14 protein-coding genes are annotated in these 16,641 nt (G+C 62.0%); 9 read left to right on the top strand and 5 right to left on the bottom strand.

What is annotated here, in order from left to right:
* The first annotated feature begins 324 nt into the window (after positions 1-324).
* Together BUB62_RS14200 and BUB62_RS14195 are read left to right on the top strand one after the other, a co-directional pair.
* Entirely contained in the window at positions 325-2,145 is a 1,821-nt protein-coding gene (locus BUB62_RS14200) for a peptidoglycan D,D-transpeptidase FtsI family protein (RefSeq protein WP_073111154.1), read from the top strand.
* A 530-nt stretch (positions 2,146-2,675) separates the two neighbouring features.
* A complete protein-coding gene (locus BUB62_RS14195) occupies positions 2,676-3,059 on the top strand; it encodes a pyridoxamine 5'-phosphate oxidase family protein (protein WP_200799935.1) in 384 nt (127 codons plus the stop codon).
* 67 nt (positions 3,060-3,126) lie between these two features.
* Here the strand turns inward: BUB62_RS14195 and BUB62_RS14190 are convergent, their stop codons facing one another.
* Complete coding sequence (locus BUB62_RS14190) at positions 3,127-3,492, bottom strand: hypothetical protein (RefSeq protein ID WP_073111152.1); 366 nt, start codon at positions 3,490-3,492, stop codon at positions 3,127-3,129.
* Positions 3,479-3,979: a DoxX family protein gene (locus BUB62_RS14185; protein WP_200799934.1), complete on the bottom strand. Its 501-nt coding sequence runs from the start codon at positions 3,977-3,979 to the stop codon at positions 3,479-3,481. The genes BUB62_RS14190 and BUB62_RS14185 overlap by 14 nt, the downstream gene beginning before the upstream one ends.
* Positions 3,980-4,282: 303 nt before the next feature.
* Between BUB62_RS14185 and BUB62_RS14180 the strand changes: the two genes are divergently transcribed.
* Entirely contained in the window at positions 4,283-5,350 is a 1,068-nt protein-coding gene (locus tag BUB62_RS14180) for a bifunctional transcriptional activator/DNA repair enzyme AdaA (protein ID WP_143164186.1), read from the top strand.
* An 80-nt stretch (positions 5,351-5,430) separates the two neighbouring features.
* On the opposite strand, the gene BUB62_RS14175 is transcribed toward BUB62_RS14180, so the two are convergent.
* Positions 5,431-6,384: a hypothetical protein gene (locus tag BUB62_RS14175; protein ID WP_073111148.1), complete on the bottom strand. Its 954-nt coding sequence runs from the start codon at positions 6,382-6,384 to the stop codon at positions 5,431-5,433.
* Positions 6,385-6,396: 12 nt separating this feature from the next.
* Positions 6,397-7,815, bottom strand: coding sequence for an MBOAT family O-acyltransferase (locus tag BUB62_RS14170; protein ID WP_073111146.1), 1,419 nt, complete (start codon positions 7,813-7,815; stop codon positions 6,397-6,399).
* Positions 7,816-8,273: 458 nt separating this feature from the next.
* On the opposite strand from BUB62_RS14170, the gene BUB62_RS19685 reads away from it, so the two are divergent.
* The 6 genes from BUB62_RS19685 to BUB62_RS14145 all read left to right on the top strand — a co-directional run bounded on the left by BUB62_RS19685 (position 8,274) and on the right by BUB62_RS14145 (position 14,437).
* Positions 8,274-8,408 carry a hypothetical protein gene (locus tag BUB62_RS19685; RefSeq protein WP_262490514.1) on the top strand — a complete coding sequence of 45 codons (135 nt, stop codon included), beginning with the start codon at positions 8,274-8,276 and terminating at the stop codon, positions 8,406-8,408.
* Positions 8,409-8,667: 259 nt separating this feature from the next.
* A complete protein-coding gene (locus BUB62_RS14165) occupies positions 8,668-9,303 on the top strand; it encodes a BamJ family beta-barrel-assembly machinery protein (RefSeq protein ID WP_073111145.1) in 636 nt (211 codons plus the stop codon).
* Between the two features lie 102 nt (positions 9,304-9,405).
* Complete coding sequence (locus tag BUB62_RS14160) at positions 9,406-9,993, top strand: hypothetical protein (protein WP_073111143.1); 588 nt, start codon at positions 9,406-9,408, stop codon at positions 9,991-9,993.
* Between the two features lie 113 nt (positions 9,994-10,106).
* Positions 10,107-12,065 carry a KUP/HAK/KT family potassium transporter gene (locus BUB62_RS14155; RefSeq protein ID WP_073111142.1) on the top strand — a complete coding sequence of 653 codons (1,959 nt, stop codon included), beginning with the start codon at positions 10,107-10,109 and terminating at the stop codon, positions 12,063-12,065.
* Between the two features lie 188 nt (positions 12,066-12,253).
* Complete coding sequence (locus tag BUB62_RS14150) at positions 12,254-13,822, top strand: S8 family peptidase (protein ID WP_073111140.1); 1,569 nt, start codon at positions 12,254-12,256, stop codon at positions 13,820-13,822.
* A gap of 393 nt (positions 13,823-14,215) precedes the next feature.
* Positions 14,216-14,437, top strand: a complete 222-nt coding sequence (locus BUB62_RS14145; RefSeq protein ID WP_073111138.1) for a type II toxin-antitoxin system Phd/YefM family antitoxin — start codon at positions 14,216-14,218, stop codon at positions 14,435-14,437.
* A gap of 274 nt (positions 14,438-14,711) precedes the next feature.
* On the opposite strand, the gene BUB62_RS14140 is transcribed toward BUB62_RS14145, so the two are convergent.
* Complete coding sequence (locus BUB62_RS14140) at positions 14,712-16,520, bottom strand: M61 family metallopeptidase (RefSeq protein ID WP_073111136.1); 1,809 nt, start codon at positions 16,518-16,520, stop codon at positions 14,712-14,714.
* Positions 16,521-16,641 lie beyond the last annotated feature (121 nt).

Genomic DNA, 16,641 nt, shown 5'->3' with positions numbered 1-16,641 from the left:
CCTCTCGACCAAAGCAAAACACCTCCCGACTAAGACGAAACACCTTCCGACCAAGGCAAAACACCTCCCGACCAAAGCAAAACACCCTCCGACCAAGCCGAAACACCTCCAGACTAATCGAAAACACCTCCCGAGCGAAGCGAAACACCCTCCGACTGTTCGAAAACACCTCCCGACCAAGGCGCAACACCCTCCGACCAAAGCAAAACCCCTTCCGCCAAAACGGTGTAGAGACGCGACCCTTCGCGTCTCTACACCGTACACCGACCTGTTTCAAACTCCCCCGCCCCCCGCCCGCGCCCGGCAATTGGTTAGCTTTAGCCCATGCGCACGGCTCACACTTCCTGGCGAAACCACCTGCTGGCGCTGCTGGCCGGGCTGGTCGCCTGCTCCTCCCCCGATCAGCAACACCTGCCGCCCCAAACCCAGGACGTGCGCGTGCGCTACACCGCCCGCCGTGTAGCCCTACCCCAGATGCCCCAGCGCGGCCGCCTCCTCGACCGCCACGACTCAGTGCTACTAGCCACGCGCCCGCAGTTTCTGCTGCAGCTGCCGCGCCGCCCGCTCCTCGATACCCTGGCCCTGGGCGCGCTGCTGGGTTGGGATTCTCTGACCGTGCGCCGCCGCATAGCCGAAGCCTTGCCCTACCCCGGCGCGCGGCCCAATTTTGGATTGCAGCTGCGCCTCACGGCGGCCGAAGTGCAGCGCGTGCGGAAGGATAGCGCCGCTTGGCCTACTCTGAAAGTGACCCAGCGTACCCGGCGCGTGTATACCACCGGCGCGGGCGCCCCGGTGCTGGGCTACCTGAGCGCCGAGGCCCAGCCGTTCTTTCGCCAGGCCCAGCGCACCGGGCGCGGCCGGTTCTACCGCCTGCGCAACGGCGGCACGGAGGCTTACTACAACGGCCTGCTCAGCGGCCACCGCGGCTACCAGCACCCCCTCCTCGACAAGCAGGGCCAGCAGCACGGCAGCTGGGCCCGAGACACCGCCTTCCAGCAAGGCCAAGACCTGCACCTCACCCTCGACGTGAAGCTGCAGGCTTACGCCGAAAAGCTGCTCGGGGGCCGCAAAGGCTACCTCGTGGCCCTCGACCCGCGCACCGGCGAAATCCTGGCCTACGTCTCAGCGCCCGTGTACCCCGCCGCCACCCTCACCGCCCCCGACCAGGCCGGCGTACGCGCTGAGCTGCTCGAAAGCGAGGATATGCCGCTGCTCAACCGTCCGGCCATGCTGGCCAACCCGCCCGGCTCGGTGTTCAAGCTGCTGAATGCCGCCGCCGCGCTGCAGCTGGGCGCCATCAGCCCCACCAGCGCCTTCCGCTGCGACCAGACCCTGGTGAGCTGCGTGCACGACCATCCTCGCGCCAACAGCCTCACCGCCGGCCTGAAGTACAGCTGCAACCCCTACTTCTACCAGGTAATGCAGCACGTCATCGACTACGTGCCCGACAGCCTCACGCAGGACACCGTGGCCGCCCGCCACGCCAACCTGGCCCAATGGCGTCGCCTCGTCCGCTCCTGTGGCCTCGACTCGGTGCTGGGCGTGGACCTGCCGCGCGAGGCCCCTGGCTTCCTGCCCACGCCGGCTTACTACGACCACGCCCGCCGCACCCGCCGCTGGACCTACCGCTCCATCTACTCGCTCAGCATCGGGCAAGGCGAAATCAACCTCACGGGCCTGCAAATGGCCAACATGGCGGCCATCATCGCCAACCGCGGCTGGTACTACCCGCCCCACCTGGTACGCGGCATCGGGAAGGGCGGCCCGCTGCCACGCTTCCTCATAAAGCGCTACACCCTCATCGACAGCGCCAACTTCGCCGCCCTAATCCCCGGCATGATAGCCGTGCTGCAGCGCGGCGGCACCGCCGACGCCTCCAGCCTCGCCGACGTGGGCATCACCGTAGCCGGCAAAACCGGCACCGTGCAGAACGACGAAGGCGACGACCACGCCGCCTTCGTCGGCTTCGCCCCGGCCTCCAACCCCGAAATAGCCGTGGCCGTGTACCTCGAAAACGCCGGCTTCGGGGCCACCGCCGCCGCGCCCTGCGCCGTGCTGGTGATGGAGAAGTACCTGCGCGGCAGCATCGCGCCCAAGCGTAAGCGCTGGGAACGGCGCATCATGAGCCGGGCCCGGCAGGAGTAGGCGGCAGTTGATTGGTAACTGAACGATGTAGAGACGCAATACTTTGCGTCTCGTCGTCAGAACGCCCGACTCTGTCATTCCGAGAGCAGCGAGGAATCTCGCCAGTGTAACAGCTGATTCTACTATACCGGTGAGATGCTTCGGCTGCGCCGCTGCATGACGTGCTGCTAAATACCCTTGTCAAACCCAAGTTGCGGAGCGTCTGCTAGCCCCAGCGGGGCGACATATCGGTAGAAACGCAGATAAAGAATCCCCGAGAGCCCCAGCGGGGCGACACCTTGGCCGCGCAATTAAGGTGTCGCCCCGCTGGGGCTTGGTTTATAACGCTACCATGCACTTCTACCCATATGCCGCCCCGCTGGGGCTAGCAGACACTCTAGGACTTGAGCTACAACGGCAAGACGTTACAATAGCGAGACGCAACTACGCGTCTCCACGTAGCCCAACCGCCATTCGCTGCCTGCGTACTACCACCTCCCCAACGTCATACTCATATGCCTACCAAAACACTCAAGGAGATTGCCGCCTAAATGGCCAACCTCGACTACGCCCTGCTCACGACGCGCACGAGTTGGGGCCAGCTCAGCACCCGCCCCATGAGCAACAACGGCGACGTGAACTACGACGGCAACTCCTACTATTTCACGTTCGAGCAGTCGCGCACAGTCAGCGACATCACCGAAGATCCGCACGTAAGCCTGGGCTTCACTGGTTCGAAAGGATTGTTTCTGACGATAGTAGGCCGGGCCCATCTGATCCGGCACAAGCCCACCATGCAGCAGCACTGGGTGCCCAGCCTCAATCAGTGGTTTCCGCAGGGTGTCGATACGCCCGGCGTGGTGCTGGTGCGCGTGGAAGCCAAGCGCATCAAATACTGGCAGAACGAAGACGAAGGCGAGCTGCACATGGAATAGCCTTCGCCTTACCCCTGCAAACAGCCCCAGCCACCCGTGTGACTGGGGCTGTTTCATTTCCGCCAAACTACTCCCGTACGTTGAACCGCGCGCGGTACACAGTTGTATCACCGGGGCCAAATTCGATTCGGCGGTTGTCAGCCTCTTTTAATTCAAATTCCCCGTTGATGGTGAATTTCACCTCCGTGATGAGGTAGCCGGTGTGCGTGGTAACGACGGCGCGGTAGAGGCTGTCCTTCACCATTGACATCAGCTCTAGGTCCTGGTCCCAGCTTAGGGGCTTGTCACGGCCGCGCAAACCTACCTTCTGCACGTTGGGCAAACCACTCACATCGAGCAGATAGACCACAGTTTTGTCGGTGGCTTTTTGCACGCAGCCGGGCAGCAGCAGGCCGGCCAGGGCCAGTAGAATGAAGGCGTTACAGCGTTTCATGGGTGCGGGGTTTGGCGAGTAAATAATCGAGGCCGAAGCGGCCGGAGCCCAGCACCAGCGGCGCCAAACAGGCCCACAGGAAGCCGGCCGCGGGCAGCGTGTTCCACATGCCTTGGTGAATCTGCTGCATGAAAATGGCCACCAGCATCGTGCAGATAACCAGGAAGGCCGACACGCGGGTGCCTAAACCCAGCAGTAGCAGGATGCCGCCCACCGCCTCGCTAAAGGCCCCCATCCAGGCAAAGAAGCCCGGCAGCAGCGCGAAAAGTCCGCCGTACGCGGCCACGTCGTTCGGAAACCAGAACGCCACTTCAAACAGCCCTATGTTGTGGTCGGGCGGCGACCAGGGTAGCCCGAACTTCACAGCCCCAAACTCAAAGGCCAGCAGGTAGCCACACACCACGCGCGGCAGCAGTAGCAGCAAGGCATCCTGCCACCACTGCGGCAGCAACAACGGGCGTATTAATCGGCGAAGCAGGGAGAGCATAGTTAGGGAGGAAAAGGGTGAAACCATGCGGCCTTCCCTCGGCAGCTACCGGGCGGCAGCCTTGGCGGGGAAGTGAGACAAACCTCTGCATTCCAGCCAGACACCATGCTTCAATTCATAAGTTGGGCCCTGCTCTGGCATGATATAGGGCCTGTTTCGCGGATTTGCGCCTTCCACGGAGCCTTTGCGCAGCAGCTGCCTCCTGAGAAAATGCCTGTCGCTTTAGCGGTTGCGGGGGCCGCGGCTGACAACGTCCTTTGTCGGGAAACCATGCTTCCCACCTCTTCCCTCAGCCTGATGTTGATGACTGCAGAACCGATAATACCTACGGCGGCCGAGTGCTACCAGGCGCTGCTTACCAAAGATGGCACGTATGAGGGCCGATTTATTGCGGCCGTGAAAACCACGGGCATCTTCTGCCGCCCCACCTGTTCGGCCCGCAAGCCCAAGCCCGAAAACGTGGAGTTCTTCGCCACTACCAAAGAAGCGCTGCTGCGCGGCTACCGGCCCTGCAAGGTGTGCACACCGCTGGCCGCCCGCGACACTGCGCCAGAATTCATCCAAACGCTACTACACCAACTCAGCCAGCAGCCCGCCATCAAAATCACCGACTTCGATTTGCGTGAGCAGGGCCTGGAGCCGGCCACGGTGCGGCGCTGGTTCCAGCGGCAGCACGGCATCACATTCCAGGCCTACCAGCGCCTCAACCGCATCAACCTAGCCTTCCAAAAACTCCAGCGGGGAGAAACCGTTACGGCCACCGCTTTTGATAGTGGCTTTGAGTCGTTGAGTGGCTTTCAGGACTCATTTAAAGCCGTGTTTGGCGTGGCGCCCACTCAGGGCCGGCAGCAGCAGCTCATCAACCTCACCCGCCTCGAAACGCCGCTGGGCACCATGCTGGCCTGCGGCACTGAACAGGGCATCTGCCTGCTCGAATTCACGGACCGCCGCATGCTGGAAACTGAGCTAAAAGACCTCACCCGCCGCCTCAACGCCACCATCGTGCAAAGCGACAACCCGCACTTTGCTCTGCTCCGCACGCAGCTCACGGAATACTTTGCGGGCCACCGCCAGCAGTTTTCGGTGCCGCTGCACGCGCCCGGCACCGCGTTTCAGCAGGCCGTGTGGCAGGAGCTGGGCCGGATTCCGTACGGCACCACCCGCTCCTACGGGCAGCAGGCCGCGACGCTGGGCCGGCCCAGCGCCGTGCGGGCCGTGGCCACGGCCAACGGCATGAACCGCATTGCCATCCTGGTTCCATGCCACCGCGTTATCGGGGCCGATGGGCACCTGACGGGCTACGCCGGCGGCCTGTGGCGCAAGCAGTGGCTACTGGAGTTGGAGCAGAAAACTGCGGGCACTGCCCGATAAGTTTGCCGCGGTAGCTACCGAAGGCGGCTCAGAGCATCCGTTGTTTTTAGCCCGGCTTGGCCCGGTTTGGCCCCAACTGCCTATTGCGCGTAGCTCAGCGAGTGCAGCAGCGTCAGCTGGCGGTTCAGCTCGTGGGAGTAGCGTAGGGCGCTGGCGTCGGAGAGGTGCATGCCGTCGGTGGTGGTGTAGGCCTGGCAATCGGGCTGAGGCAGGTAGGTGAAGCGCTGCCGCGGAAACATCGTCAGCAGCTGCTGACGCATGTAGTTGAGCTTGTTGCTCTGGCAGGCCACCGCGCTGATGGGCATCTCAAAAAACGCCACCCGACTGCCGCGCTGGCTAAAATAATCGATGTAGGTGCGCAGGGCCTGCACGTTTTGCCGGAACATGGCCGTATCGGGCAGCTGGGCGAAGTTCTGGCGCATGCCCTGCTCCATCTTGAGGGCCAGGGCGGCATCCTGGGCCGTGGTGGGGGCCTCCGGCGCCTCGGCGGCCGCCGCCGTAGCCGAGGGCAGCGCCGCCCCGCCTACCTTCTCCCGAATCCGGCCCGCCGCAGCCGGTTTCAGCCTTTCGAGCACCCGAAAGCCCAGCCCAAACAGCTGGTTGAGGGGCTGATTCTGCTCGCGCAGTGCCGGCAGCGCCTGCCGCAGCGGGTGCATAATGGGATGAAACAGCGTGGCGGCCGTGCTGGCATCGGAGGCGCGGTCCAGCACGTCCACTTCCACTAAGATCAGTTTGGGCACCTGCCCCGTGCGCCGCAGAATCTCGAAGCCCTCAAACACGCTCTGCCCCCGAAAAGCCAGATTGTAGGTGTGCGCGGGCAAGGCGTACGAGCGCAGCTTCGCCGCCAAAGACGAGCCCACAATCACGGCCGAATACGCCTCGGGCCGGCCGTACACGTACTGCTGCATCTTAATCTGGTTGTCCTGATTGATGCCCTGCGGAATAACCAGCGCGGCCGGCAGCTGGTGCAGCAGCAGACTATAGCCGCCCAGCAGCAGCCCGGCAATCAGCAGCGAACGAACGATAAGACGCATACGCTTTGGCGGTTAAAACTGGAAGTAGATGAAGCTGCCCGCGGGCCCGGCGTTGGTCAGGGTCAGAAACAGCATGAGCCCGTACCAAGCGTAGCTGAGGCGCTGCAGCCCGAAGCCCACGGCGCTTTCCTGGGCTAAGTACCAGACGTGGTAGAGCACCACCGGCAGCGAATAAATCAGAATGCAGGCAATGGTGAGGTATTCGAGGCCCGAAATGGCGAAGCTGCGGTTGCTGCCCATGTGGTAGAGGTAGCTGAGCGCCTGCTCGAAATTCGGCAGCCGAAACAGCAGCCACGCCAACGACACCAGCCCGAACGTGAACAGCGTGGCCGCCACCCGGCCCAGCACCGTCCGCGGCACCCGGTTGGCCTGCCCCGAGAGGCGCTCCACGGCCAGCGCAATGCCATGAAACGAGCCCCACACGGCATAGCTCCAGGCCGCCCCGTGCCAGAGCCCACCCAGAAACATCACCACCATTAGGTTCAGATACGTGCGGGTTTCGCCCTTGCGGTTGCCGCCCAGCGGGATATAGAGGTACTCGCGCAGAAACGAGCTGAGCGAAATGTGCCACCGCCGCCAAAACTCCGTGATAGACTGGCTGATATAAGGAAAGTTGAAGTTGTCGGGCAGGCTGTAGCCAAACAGGTGCGCCACCCCGATAGCAATGAGCGAATAGCCCGCGAAATCGGCGAAAATCTGCATCGAGTAGCCAAAGAGCATGGTAATCAGCATCAGGCTGCTCTGGCGCTCGAAGTATGGGTAGGCAATCCAGAACGTCTGCTCCTTGAGGTTGTCGGCTACTACTATCTTGAGGAAATACCCCACTACTACGGCCCGAAAAAACGCCTCCCAGTCAATATCCGTCAGGTATTTGGGCTTGATTTGGGGAATAAACTGGTGGGCTTTCAGGATGGGGCCGGCAATGAGGTGCGGGAAGAAAGCCACGAACAAGGTGGTGTTGCGCACGTGCTGCCCAATGGATTTGGGCACCAGCTCCTGGGCCGCGTGCCGGTCCCGCTCCCGGTAGGCATCTACCAGCAGCGAAATGCCCTCAAATGTGTAGAACGAAATGCCAATGGGCAGCGGAATCTGGGAGAGAAACCGGCCGGCCTCACTGGTATCCGGAAACAGCGAGTGCCCGATGAGGGGGCTATACTTAAAGAACGCCAGAATGCCCAGGTTGCTCACCACGCCCAGCGCGGCGTAGAAAAACCGCCGCTCCGGGGCCGCGTGCACCACCTGGTAGCTGGTAGCCACGTTCACGAAGGCCGAAAGCAGGAACAGCAGCAACAGCCACGGATTGGTCCAGGCGTAGAAAAACAGGCTACTCCCAATGAGGATAGGCACCTGCCAGCGGCGGAGCAGGGGTAGATAATACAGCGCCAGCGTGACGAGTACCAGCACCAAAAACTCAAAGCTGTTGAATAACATGAAGCGGTGCTGAAGGTGGATAGAAGCGGAGGCGAAGCAACAGCAAGTATATCAAATTTATTATTTTTAAAATATTTTTTATGAATATTTTTTTACTTGAATAGCGATTCAGAGAGTGGGTAGAGTCAGAGGCAACAGCCCATCATTCCTGGCAGGTGGCACATCAAGCCAGAACCCGAGGAATCTCGCGTATTGTAGTTTGGATGATGTTTCATGCTTTATCCGGCATCCGCTTGCCAAAGCTTCTCGCCCACGGCCTTATAATAGCGTGGCCCCGAAACGGACGGAATCCTCCCCTGTCGCGCAGTTGAACAGGAGTTCAAACCAGCCCAAGCCCGGCAAGGCTCGCGGCGAGGCTTTGCCAACAAATAAATGATGCTTGCATAACAATTTGCTGACATCTACGTATTATCTTTCCAGCCAACAAGCTGAATTGCTTCTACATACCGTTTTTTGCCATGAAAAAGACCACTGCCTTTTCGTCACTCCTGTTTCTGGGCGGCCTGGGCTCCCTGGGCTACCTTACCGCCCAACTCCTCGACCTGAACCTGCACTTCGATCTGCACGACGAAGAACACTGCTATTATTGCTAAGCTTTGCTGGCTTGCAGCCTCGTTACAACCTAAGCTCCGCCCCGGCGGAGCTTTTTTGTTTTGGGCCGGTAAAGAATCCGGGGGTCTGAATCAGTGGGTTAGTGGGGCGGGCCGAAAAAAACCACATCTATTCGCGGCTGTTTTCGGTACTTCACAGTTCGGCGGCCCACGCGGGGCCGTCGGCATTTTTCCACCTGCTGTTATTCCGACTGTTCCCCAGATCAGCACAGGCCGAATAATCAGCGAAAATCAGTGATTTATGAACCTGAGCAGCCTCAAAGAGCAGATCAGCTACATCATCGGGCGCGATTTGGCCCGCAACTTCGCCCAGCAGGGCCTCGACCTGGACGTGGATGTGCTGGCCGCCAGCATGAAGGAGGGCCTTAGCGGCCAGCCCAGCCGCCTCAGCCAGGACCAGATGCGCGAAGCCATGGAGCAGCTGCAGGCCCAGATGGGCGGCCCCGAAGAAGATGACGACGACACCCCAAACTCCGCAGATATGAGCAACAACAAGCAGGCCGGCGAAGACTTCCTGGCCGAAAACAAGAACAAGCCCGGCGTGCACACCCTGCCCAGCGGCCTGCAGTATGAAGTGCTGACCGAAGGCAGCGGCAAAAAGCCCGGCCCCACTTCCAACGTGACCACCCACTACCACGGCACCCTGCTCAACGGCACCGTATTCGACAGCAGCTACCAGCGCGGCCAGCCCGCTTCGTTCGGCGTAAACCAGGTGATTGCCGGCTGGACAGAGGCCCTGCAGCTGATGCCCGAAGGCTCAAAGTGGCGCTTGTACATCCCGTCGGAAATGGCCTACGGCAAGCGCGGTGCCGGACGCGACATCGGCCCGGACTCGGCTCTGATCTTTGACGTGGAGCTGCTGAAAGTGAATAACTGAAGCCCCGGCCCGACGACGGGCTCTGCCGTAGCAACAAGTGCCGTCCGGCCCCGCTGGACGCGCACCGCTACGGCAGAGCCTACGTTTGGCCCCGCCACCCCCATGAACACCCCTACCCCGCCTACCCCGCCGGCCGGCCCCGCGCCGACGGAGCCCACCGGCCCTACACCCATGCCGCCAGCGCCGCCGGCCGAGGCCCCGCTATCCACGCTACGCAGCGACGACGGCCGCCTCACACTCACGCACGACCGGCTGGAAGTGCAGGGCCAGACATTCGGGCTGCTGGAGCTGGAGGGCGTGGAGCTGACGCCGGTGCGCTGGCTGCTGTGGTTTTTGCTGGGTGGCTTTGCGCTGGCGGGCTTCCTGCTGGCGTTTTTGCAAAACTGGCTGCGCACCACGCCCGCCATGCTGGGCGTAGCGGCCGGGGCGTTGTTGCTGGCCTATGGCACGAGGGGCACCAACCGGCTGCGGCTGTTCCGGCTGGGGCGCGAGGCCGTTTATTTCTCCTTGCCGGGAGCCCCCGAACCCTGGCACCGGCTGGCCGCGGAAACCAACCGCTGCATCCGGCAGCGCCATGACGAGGCCGCCGCGGCCGCCGCCGCGCTACTGGCGTGGCAGGCCGAGCAGGAAGCCGCCACTGCCGCTGCACAGCTGCCTGCTGCTTCCACCGATCCATCTTTTTTTTCGTAGCTACCCCGCCTTTTTCCCGCGCGGCTGCGTAAGCGCCTGGGCATTTTGGTTCAGCGCATTTGCTCTACCTTTGGCCACTTTTTACACCGCGCCTGTTTCCCTCTATCTTCCTCATGGACGCCAAACAACTGGACGCCAAACATCCGCACACGGCTATTTCAACCGCCGGACTGCTCATTGCCCTGGGCATTATCTACGGCGATATTGGTACGTCGCCGCTCTATGTGATGAAGGCCATTGTGCCGGAGCTGATTGACCCGCGGCTTATTCTGGGCGGCATTTCGTGCGTGCTCTGGACCCTGACACTGCAGACGACCATCAAGTACGTGCTGCTCACGCTGAACGCGGACAACAACGGGGAAGGCGGCATTTTTTCGCTCTACGCCCTGGTGCGGCGGCGGGCGGCTTGGCTCACGGTGCCCGCCATCATCGGGGGCGCGGCCCTGCTGGCCGATGGCGTGATTACGCCGCCTATTTCGGTGTCCTCGGCCATTGAAGGGCTCAAGCAGGTGTATCCGCACCTCACGCAGGACGTTATCGTCTACATAGTCATTGCCATCATTGCCGGGCTATTTTTCCTGCAAAGCTTTGGCACCCAGATAGTAGGCAAGGCCTTCGGACCCATTATGCTGCTCTGGTTTAGTATGCTGGGCGTGCTGGGCGGCAGCTGGATTGCCCAGAACCCGGAGATTCTGAAGGCTGTGAATCCCTATTATGCCTACAAGCTGCTGGTGGAATATCCGGGCGGTTTCTGGCTGCTCGGAGCCGTGTTTCTGTGCACTACGGGGGCCGAGGCCCTATACTCCGACTTAGGCCATTGCGGCAAGGGCAACATTCGCATCAGCTGGATTTTTGTTAAAAGCTGCCTGGTGCTCAACTACATGGGCCAGGGTGCGTGGCTGCTGGCACACCAGGGCGAGCAGCTGAACGGCCGCAACCCGTTCTATGAGCTGATGCCGCCGTGGTTTCTGCTCATCGGCATCGGCATTGCCACCATTGCGGCCATCATTGCCTCGCAGGCGCTCATCACGGGCTCCTTCACGCTGGTAGCCGAGGCTATCCGGCTGAATATGTGGCCCAAAGTACGCCTCAACTACCCCACCGACGTGAAAGGCCAGCTCTACGTGCCCAGCATGAACCGGCTGCTGTTGCTGGGCTGCATCGGGGTGGTGCTCTACTTCCGCGAGTCCAGCAACATGGAAGCGGCCTACGGGCTGGCCATCACCCTAACCATGCTCATGACCACGCTGCTGCTCACCGTGTGGCTGCGTACGCGCCGCGTGCCGCTGCTCATTGTGGTGGCGTTTGCGCTGCTGTATGGCCTCATCGAAGGGTCGTTCCTGGTTGCCAACCTCATCAAGTTTCCGCACGGCGGCTGGGTGTCGCTGGCCATTGGCGCAGCTCTCATGGCGGTGATGTACATCTGGCTGCGGGCCTACTACATCAAGCGCCGCCTCACGGAGTTCGTGAAGATTGAGCCCTACATGGACGCGCTCCGCGAGCTGAGCAACGACGAGTCGGTGCCGAAATACTCCACTCACCTCGTGTTCATGACCTCGGCTGAGCGGGCTTCCGAAATTGAGTCCAAGATCATCTACTCCATCTTTCAGAAGCGCCCCAAGCGGGCCGATATCTACTGGTTTGTGCACGTAGACACCACCGACGAGCCGTATACCATGGAGTACAAAGTGGTGGAACTGGCCCCCGATGATGCCTTCCGCATCACGTTCCGGCTGGGTTTCCGGGTCGAGCAGCGCATCAACCTGTACTTCCGCAAAGTGGTGGAAGACCTGGTGCGCAACAAGGAAGTGGACATTACCTCGCGCTACGAATCCCTGAGCAAGCAGCACGTCACCGGCGACTTCCGCTTCGTGGTGCTGGAGAAATTCCTGTCGGTGGAAAACGAATTCCCGCTGGTAGAGAAGCTCGTGATGCAGGCCTACTTCTACATCAAGCAGTTCACGGCTTCTGAAGACAAATACTTCGGCCTCGATACCAGCTCGGTGAAAGTAGAGAAGGTGCCGCTGGTGATAACGCCCGTGCGCGACGTGGCCCTGAAGCGGGTGATGTAGGCGGCCCGCGCTCCTAAATTTTTTGGTTTTCCTTTTTTCGATAAAAGCCCTGACGCTCAGCGTTGGGGCTTTTTGGTTTTGGACGGTTCTTCTCTCGGCTCGGGGGCTTTGGTAGGCTTGCATACCAAAAGGAATATTCTTTCTTTAGTCCAGTTCTTTCCTACCCCACCACCAAAACTCACTGCCCTATGCGTACCTCTACCCTCGTACCGGCGGCACTGCTGGCCCTCACGCTGGCCGGCTGCCAGCAGCAAGCCGAAGAAGCCCAGCCCGCGCCGCCCGAAGCCTCCAAGGAAGCCCTTACCACCCAGCAGCTCGACGACCAGATTTGGGCCGGGCTGCGCAAAGACGGCCGCTACGACTGGTCCCAGGCCTCCGACCACACCATCTGGAGCGCCCTCACCCGCTCCGATTTCGTGCTCTCGGTGGGCTACCAGCCGGCCAGCCAGCCCCGCGGCTGCACCCCGCCCGCCGATGCCGGCCAGGCCACCGACTGGCAGGCCGCCCGCCAGCAGGTGCTCCAGATTATTCTGGAAGAAGAGCGCAAAGCCAACCCCAAGCTGACGCTGAATGGCCTGCTCGTATTTGAGGAAAACGTGCTGCCCGTGCTCGATGTGCAGGTGCACGAGCTGAGCACCGTGCAGCGCCTGCGCCGCTCGGGCCTGGTGCGCTACGCCGAGCCGATGGGCTACGAGCCCTACCACGCCGTAGCCAACAAGGGCGCGGCTGCGCTTTCGAGCAGCGGCTGCGGCAACAACACCGCAACCGCGGGCCTGGTAGCAGGCGACGACTACACGATTCTCAATAACGGCAGCAAATCGTCGTGGAACCAGGCCGACCAATACCACGGCATCCGGGCGGGCTGGAGCCAGAGCACGGGGCAAGGCATGAAGCTGGTGGTAATTGATACGGGCTGCTCCGACGCGCAGGAAAACCTGGGCTCGGCCTTCAACCAGGGCCTGAGCAGCGGCCGGACCGTGGAGCGCCTGGTCACGCTGCCGCGCAACTCCATCTTTGGCATCCCCTACGGCGACTACGAAACGCCCAACGACGGCTGCGGCCACGGCACCAGCATGGCCGGAGCCGCCGCCGGCCCCCGCGGCACCGATGGGGCGGCCGTGGGCATTGCCTACAACGCCAACCTGCTAACGGTGCGGGCCGCCGAAGACGTGTTCATTGATGCCAGCCGCGAGGTGAAGGGCGTGGCCGACGCCTACGTACTGGCCGGCAACCGCACCGATGTGCGCGTTATCAGCATGAGCATGGGCCGCCTCACCAGTTCTTCGCAGATCACCGATGCCATCCGCTACGCCTACGGCCGCGGCAAGCTCATCTTCTGCGCCGCCGGCACCTCCCTCGACTGGACGGCTGGTCTGGTAGGGGTCATCTATCCCGCCTCCCTGCCCGAAGCCGTAGCCGTGACAGGCATGAAATCGGACCTGAGCACCCGCTGCGACGAGTGCCACGTAGGGGCCGACGTAGAATTCACGGTAGTGATGCAGCCCACCAGCAATAACCTGCGCCCCCTCACGCTGGCCATGAGCGGCGACGCGCCCAGCACCGTGGGCGGCTCCTCAGTAGCCACCGCCAGCATGGCCGGCATGGCCGCCGTGGTGTGGGCTAAGTACCCCACCGAAACCCGCGCCCAGATTATGGCCCGCCTGGTGGCCGCTAGCTCCAACCGCAACGCCCGCAGCAGCAGCTTCGGCTGGGGCCGAGTGAACGTGGCCGCCGCCGTCGGGGCGCTGCCGCTGTAGCGCGTGTAGCTACGCCTGAATCAGAAGGCCCCAGCTGCACTGCAGTTGGGGCCTTCTGATTTCGACTGATTTCTCAGGAACTGAGTGCATGTCAGCCCCTCCCTGCCCGGTGAATGAAGACAAGGGAGTAGGCCAGCCGTTTTTTAGCTATATAGGACCTATGCAAAAGGTCGGCTTCAAGCCCCAGCGGGGCGGTATATCGGTAGTAATTTCTTGACTACCTGAACGAAAGCCCCAGCGGGGCGACACCTGTTTTTCGGCAGCCATGTGTCGCCCCGCTGGGGCTTAATTATTGTTCATCCGCTACTTACTACCGATATGCCGCCCCGCTGGGGCTCAAAGCCGGCCTTTTGCGTAAGTCTTAATATACTTGTACAACCGGCCGATAACGCCATGACCACCGTTTCCTACTCCGCAGCCCGCGCCAACCTGGCCGCCCTCATGGATCAAGCCGCCAGCGACCGGGAAGCCATCATCATTTCGCGCCGCGGCAAAGAGGCAATGGCCCTGCTGCCCGCCGCCGAGCTGGCCGGCCTGCTCGAAACCATTTATCGGCTCCGTTCCCCCCGCAACGCCGGGCGGCTGCCGGGGGCCATAGCCCGCTCCGGGCAGTAGGCATTACAGCAAGTAGAAAACCTCAAGCTGTGAAGTAGCCGCAGCGCGGCGGCAGGTTTGTAGTACGTATTATTTGCGAAGAACAAAGCCGCGTAGCGGTGACAGAACCGCCCGAACGACTCTGTCACCGCTACGCGGCTTTGTTCATTCAGCTAATGTGGTTGCTACAAACCTGTCACCGCGCTGCGGCTACTCCACAGCTTAAGTCAGAAAGCAAAAACGCCCCGTCCGGAGTCCGGACGGGGCGTTTTGCGTAGCAAACCAAAGCTTCCCGCTACTTCGTCACCGGCAGCCACTTGGCCAGCACGCGCTGCTGCTGCTCGGTGGGGCTAGCCATCCGCTCGATGCGGTAGCGCTGGGCGGCGTTGGCCAGCAGCGGGAAGCTCACCTCCTTCAGCTGCCCATCGCGGCTTACCAGCAGGGTCACTTTGGCTCCGGCGGGGGCCCCGGTCAGGGCCTTGTTGGGGTCGTCGGTGAGGCGGGTGCCGTTCAGGGCCAGCAGCTCGTCGCCCACGCTCAAGCCGCCCTGCCAGGCGCTGCCGTCGCGCAGCACGCTGCTCACGGTGTACTTGCCGCCGCTGGTGCTCACGTTGGCTCCCAGCACGGCATCGGTGGTGGTGGGTGCGGTGCTCAGCGTGAGGCCGGCGTAGCCCAGGGCGGTGGCGTAGTCGAGGGTTTTGGTGCCGTACACGTAGTCGCGGAAGAACTCATCGAAGCGGCGGCCGGCTACTTTGGCTACGGCATCCTGGTACTCGGCATCGGTGAAGCCGCGGCCCAGCTTCTGATAGTACTGCGCGTAGAGGTAGCGCATCACGTCGTCGAGGCTCTTGCTGCCGTTGGTGGCGTTTATCACCATCAAATCCAGCACCGCCCCGATTACCTCTCCCTTATCGTAGTAGCTGATGCCGGTGTTGCCCGAGTTTTCGTTGGGCCGGTAGTACTTGATCCAGGCATCGAAGCTCGACTCGGCGGCCGACTGCTGCTTGTTGCCGGGCGTGTTCTCCACCCTGCCGATGCCATTGCTCAGGTCGGCCAGGTAGGCATCCGGGGTCAGAAAGCCGGCGCGCTGCATAATCAGGTTCGAGAAGTACTCGGTGCCGCCCTCGCTCACCCACAGCATGCGGGTGTAGTTTTCCTGATCGTAGTTGAACGGCCCCAGCGCCACCGGCCGGATGCGCTTCACGTTCCAGAGGTGAAAGTATTCGTGGGCCACCAGGCCTAGAAAGCCCTTCCAGCCCGCCTCCGAGCTATACGCCGTGCGCGAAACCGACAGCGTGGTGGAAAACAGGTGCTCCAGCCCGCCCGTGCCCCGGTCGATGTTGTGAATGATAAACACGTAGCGGTCCAGCGGATTTTGGCCTACCACGCGGTGCGCTTCCTCGCACACCTTCTTCATATCGCGCAGCAGGCGGGCCTCGTCGTATTGCACCGTGCCGAACATGGCCACCGTATGCGGCGTGCCGTTGGCCTCAAACGAGAGAATTTTCTGGTTGCCGATTTCGATGGGCGAATCGGCCAGCTCATCATAATTAGCCGCGCGGAAGCTGAAGGGCGCACCGCCCGCGGCAGGCTTCAGGCTGGTGCTCACCTGCGTCCAGCCAGGGGCGGGCTGCACCAGCAGGGTGCTGGGCAGCTTCTGCTCGCCTTCGGGGTACATGAACACGCTGGTACCGTTCACGTAGCCGTGGGCCGCATCAATGAAGCTGGTACGCACGCTCAGCTCGAAGGCATACACGCGGTAGCGCACCGTGAAATTCTTGCTTTTGGGATGATAGACGCGCCAGGTATTCTTGCTAATCTTCTCCGTGCGCAGCGTTGCGCTGCCGGCCTGGGCCCCGAAGCCTTCCACGTTTTTGGCAAATTCCCGCACCAGATACGAGCCGGGAGCCCAGACGGGCATTTTTACGTCGGTGAACGGCTTGCCAAAATCGCCCAGAGCCATTTCAACCTCGAAATAGTGGGTTTGCGGGGCCGGCATGGCCAGCGTGTAGCGCAGCGTAGAGGCCGCCAGCACCGACGAAAGCGGGCCCAGCAGCAGTACCGCGGCCACGGCCAGCAGCCGGCGGAAATAAGAGTGCATCATGCGAAAGAAACGGGAGTGAGTGAAGGAAACAGGCGACGCGCCGTGCGCCACCTCCCCGACGGCAAAAACCGGCCGGGGTTGCAAGATAGCGCCGAAACCCCACCACGGCACCGTCCATTTG

Origin of the sequence: Hymenobacter daecheongensis DSM 21074, assembly GCF_900141805.1 — a bacterium.
GTDB lineage: Bacteria > Bacteroidota > Bacteroidia > Cytophagales > Hymenobacteraceae > Hymenobacter > Hymenobacter daecheongensis.
The sequence above is the reverse complement of the archived record's forward strand: the minus strand, read 5'-3'. Positions and strand labels throughout refer to the sequence as shown.

Excerpts from the sequence above, each read along its gene's own strand:
- BUB62_RS14200 (WP_073111154.1), top strand. The coding sequence starts at position 325 with ATGCGCACGGCTCACACTTCCTGGCGAAACCACCTGCTGGCGCTGCTG.
- BUB62_RS14195 (WP_200799935.1), top strand. The coding sequence starts at position 2,676 with ATGGCCAACCTCGACTACGCCCTGCTCACGACGCGCACGAGTTGGGGC.
- BUB62_RS14190 (WP_073111152.1), bottom strand. The coding sequence starts at position 3,492 with ATGAAACGCTGTAACGCCTTCATTCTACTGGCCCTGGCCGGCCTGCTG.
- BUB62_RS14185 (WP_200799934.1), bottom strand. The coding sequence starts at position 3,979 with ATGCTCTCCCTGCTTCGCCGATTAATACGCCCGTTGTTGCTGCCGCAG.
- BUB62_RS14180 (WP_143164186.1), top strand. The coding sequence starts at position 4,283 with ATGACTGCAGAACCGATAATACCTACGGCGGCCGAGTGCTACCAGGCG.
- BUB62_RS14175 (WP_073111148.1), bottom strand. The coding sequence starts at position 6,384 with ATGCGTCTTATCGTTCGTTCGCTGCTGATTGCCGGGCTGCTGCTGGGC.
- BUB62_RS14170 (WP_073111146.1), bottom strand. The coding sequence starts at position 7,815 with ATGTTATTCAACAGCTTTGAGTTTTTGGTGCTGGTACTCGTCACGCTG.
- BUB62_RS19685 (WP_262490514.1), top strand. The coding sequence starts at position 8,274 with ATGAAAAAGACCACTGCCTTTTCGTCACTCCTGTTTCTGGGCGGCCTG.
- BUB62_RS14165 (WP_073111145.1), top strand. The coding sequence starts at position 8,668 with ATGAACCTGAGCAGCCTCAAAGAGCAGATCAGCTACATCATCGGGCGC.
- BUB62_RS14160 (WP_073111143.1), top strand. The coding sequence starts at position 9,406 with ATGAACACCCCTACCCCGCCTACCCCGCCGGCCGGCCCCGCGCCGACG.
- BUB62_RS14155 (WP_073111142.1), top strand. The coding sequence starts at position 10,107 with ATGGACGCCAAACAACTGGACGCCAAACATCCGCACACGGCTATTTCA.
- BUB62_RS14150 (WP_073111140.1), top strand. The coding sequence starts at position 12,254 with ATGCGTACCTCTACCCTCGTACCGGCGGCACTGCTGGCCCTCACGCTG.
- BUB62_RS14145 (WP_073111138.1), top strand. The coding sequence starts at position 14,216 with ATGACCACCGTTTCCTACTCCGCAGCCCGCGCCAACCTGGCCGCCCTC.
- BUB62_RS14140 (WP_073111136.1), bottom strand. The coding sequence starts at position 16,520 with ATGATGCACTCTTATTTCCGCCGGCTGCTGGCCGTGGCCGCGGTACTG.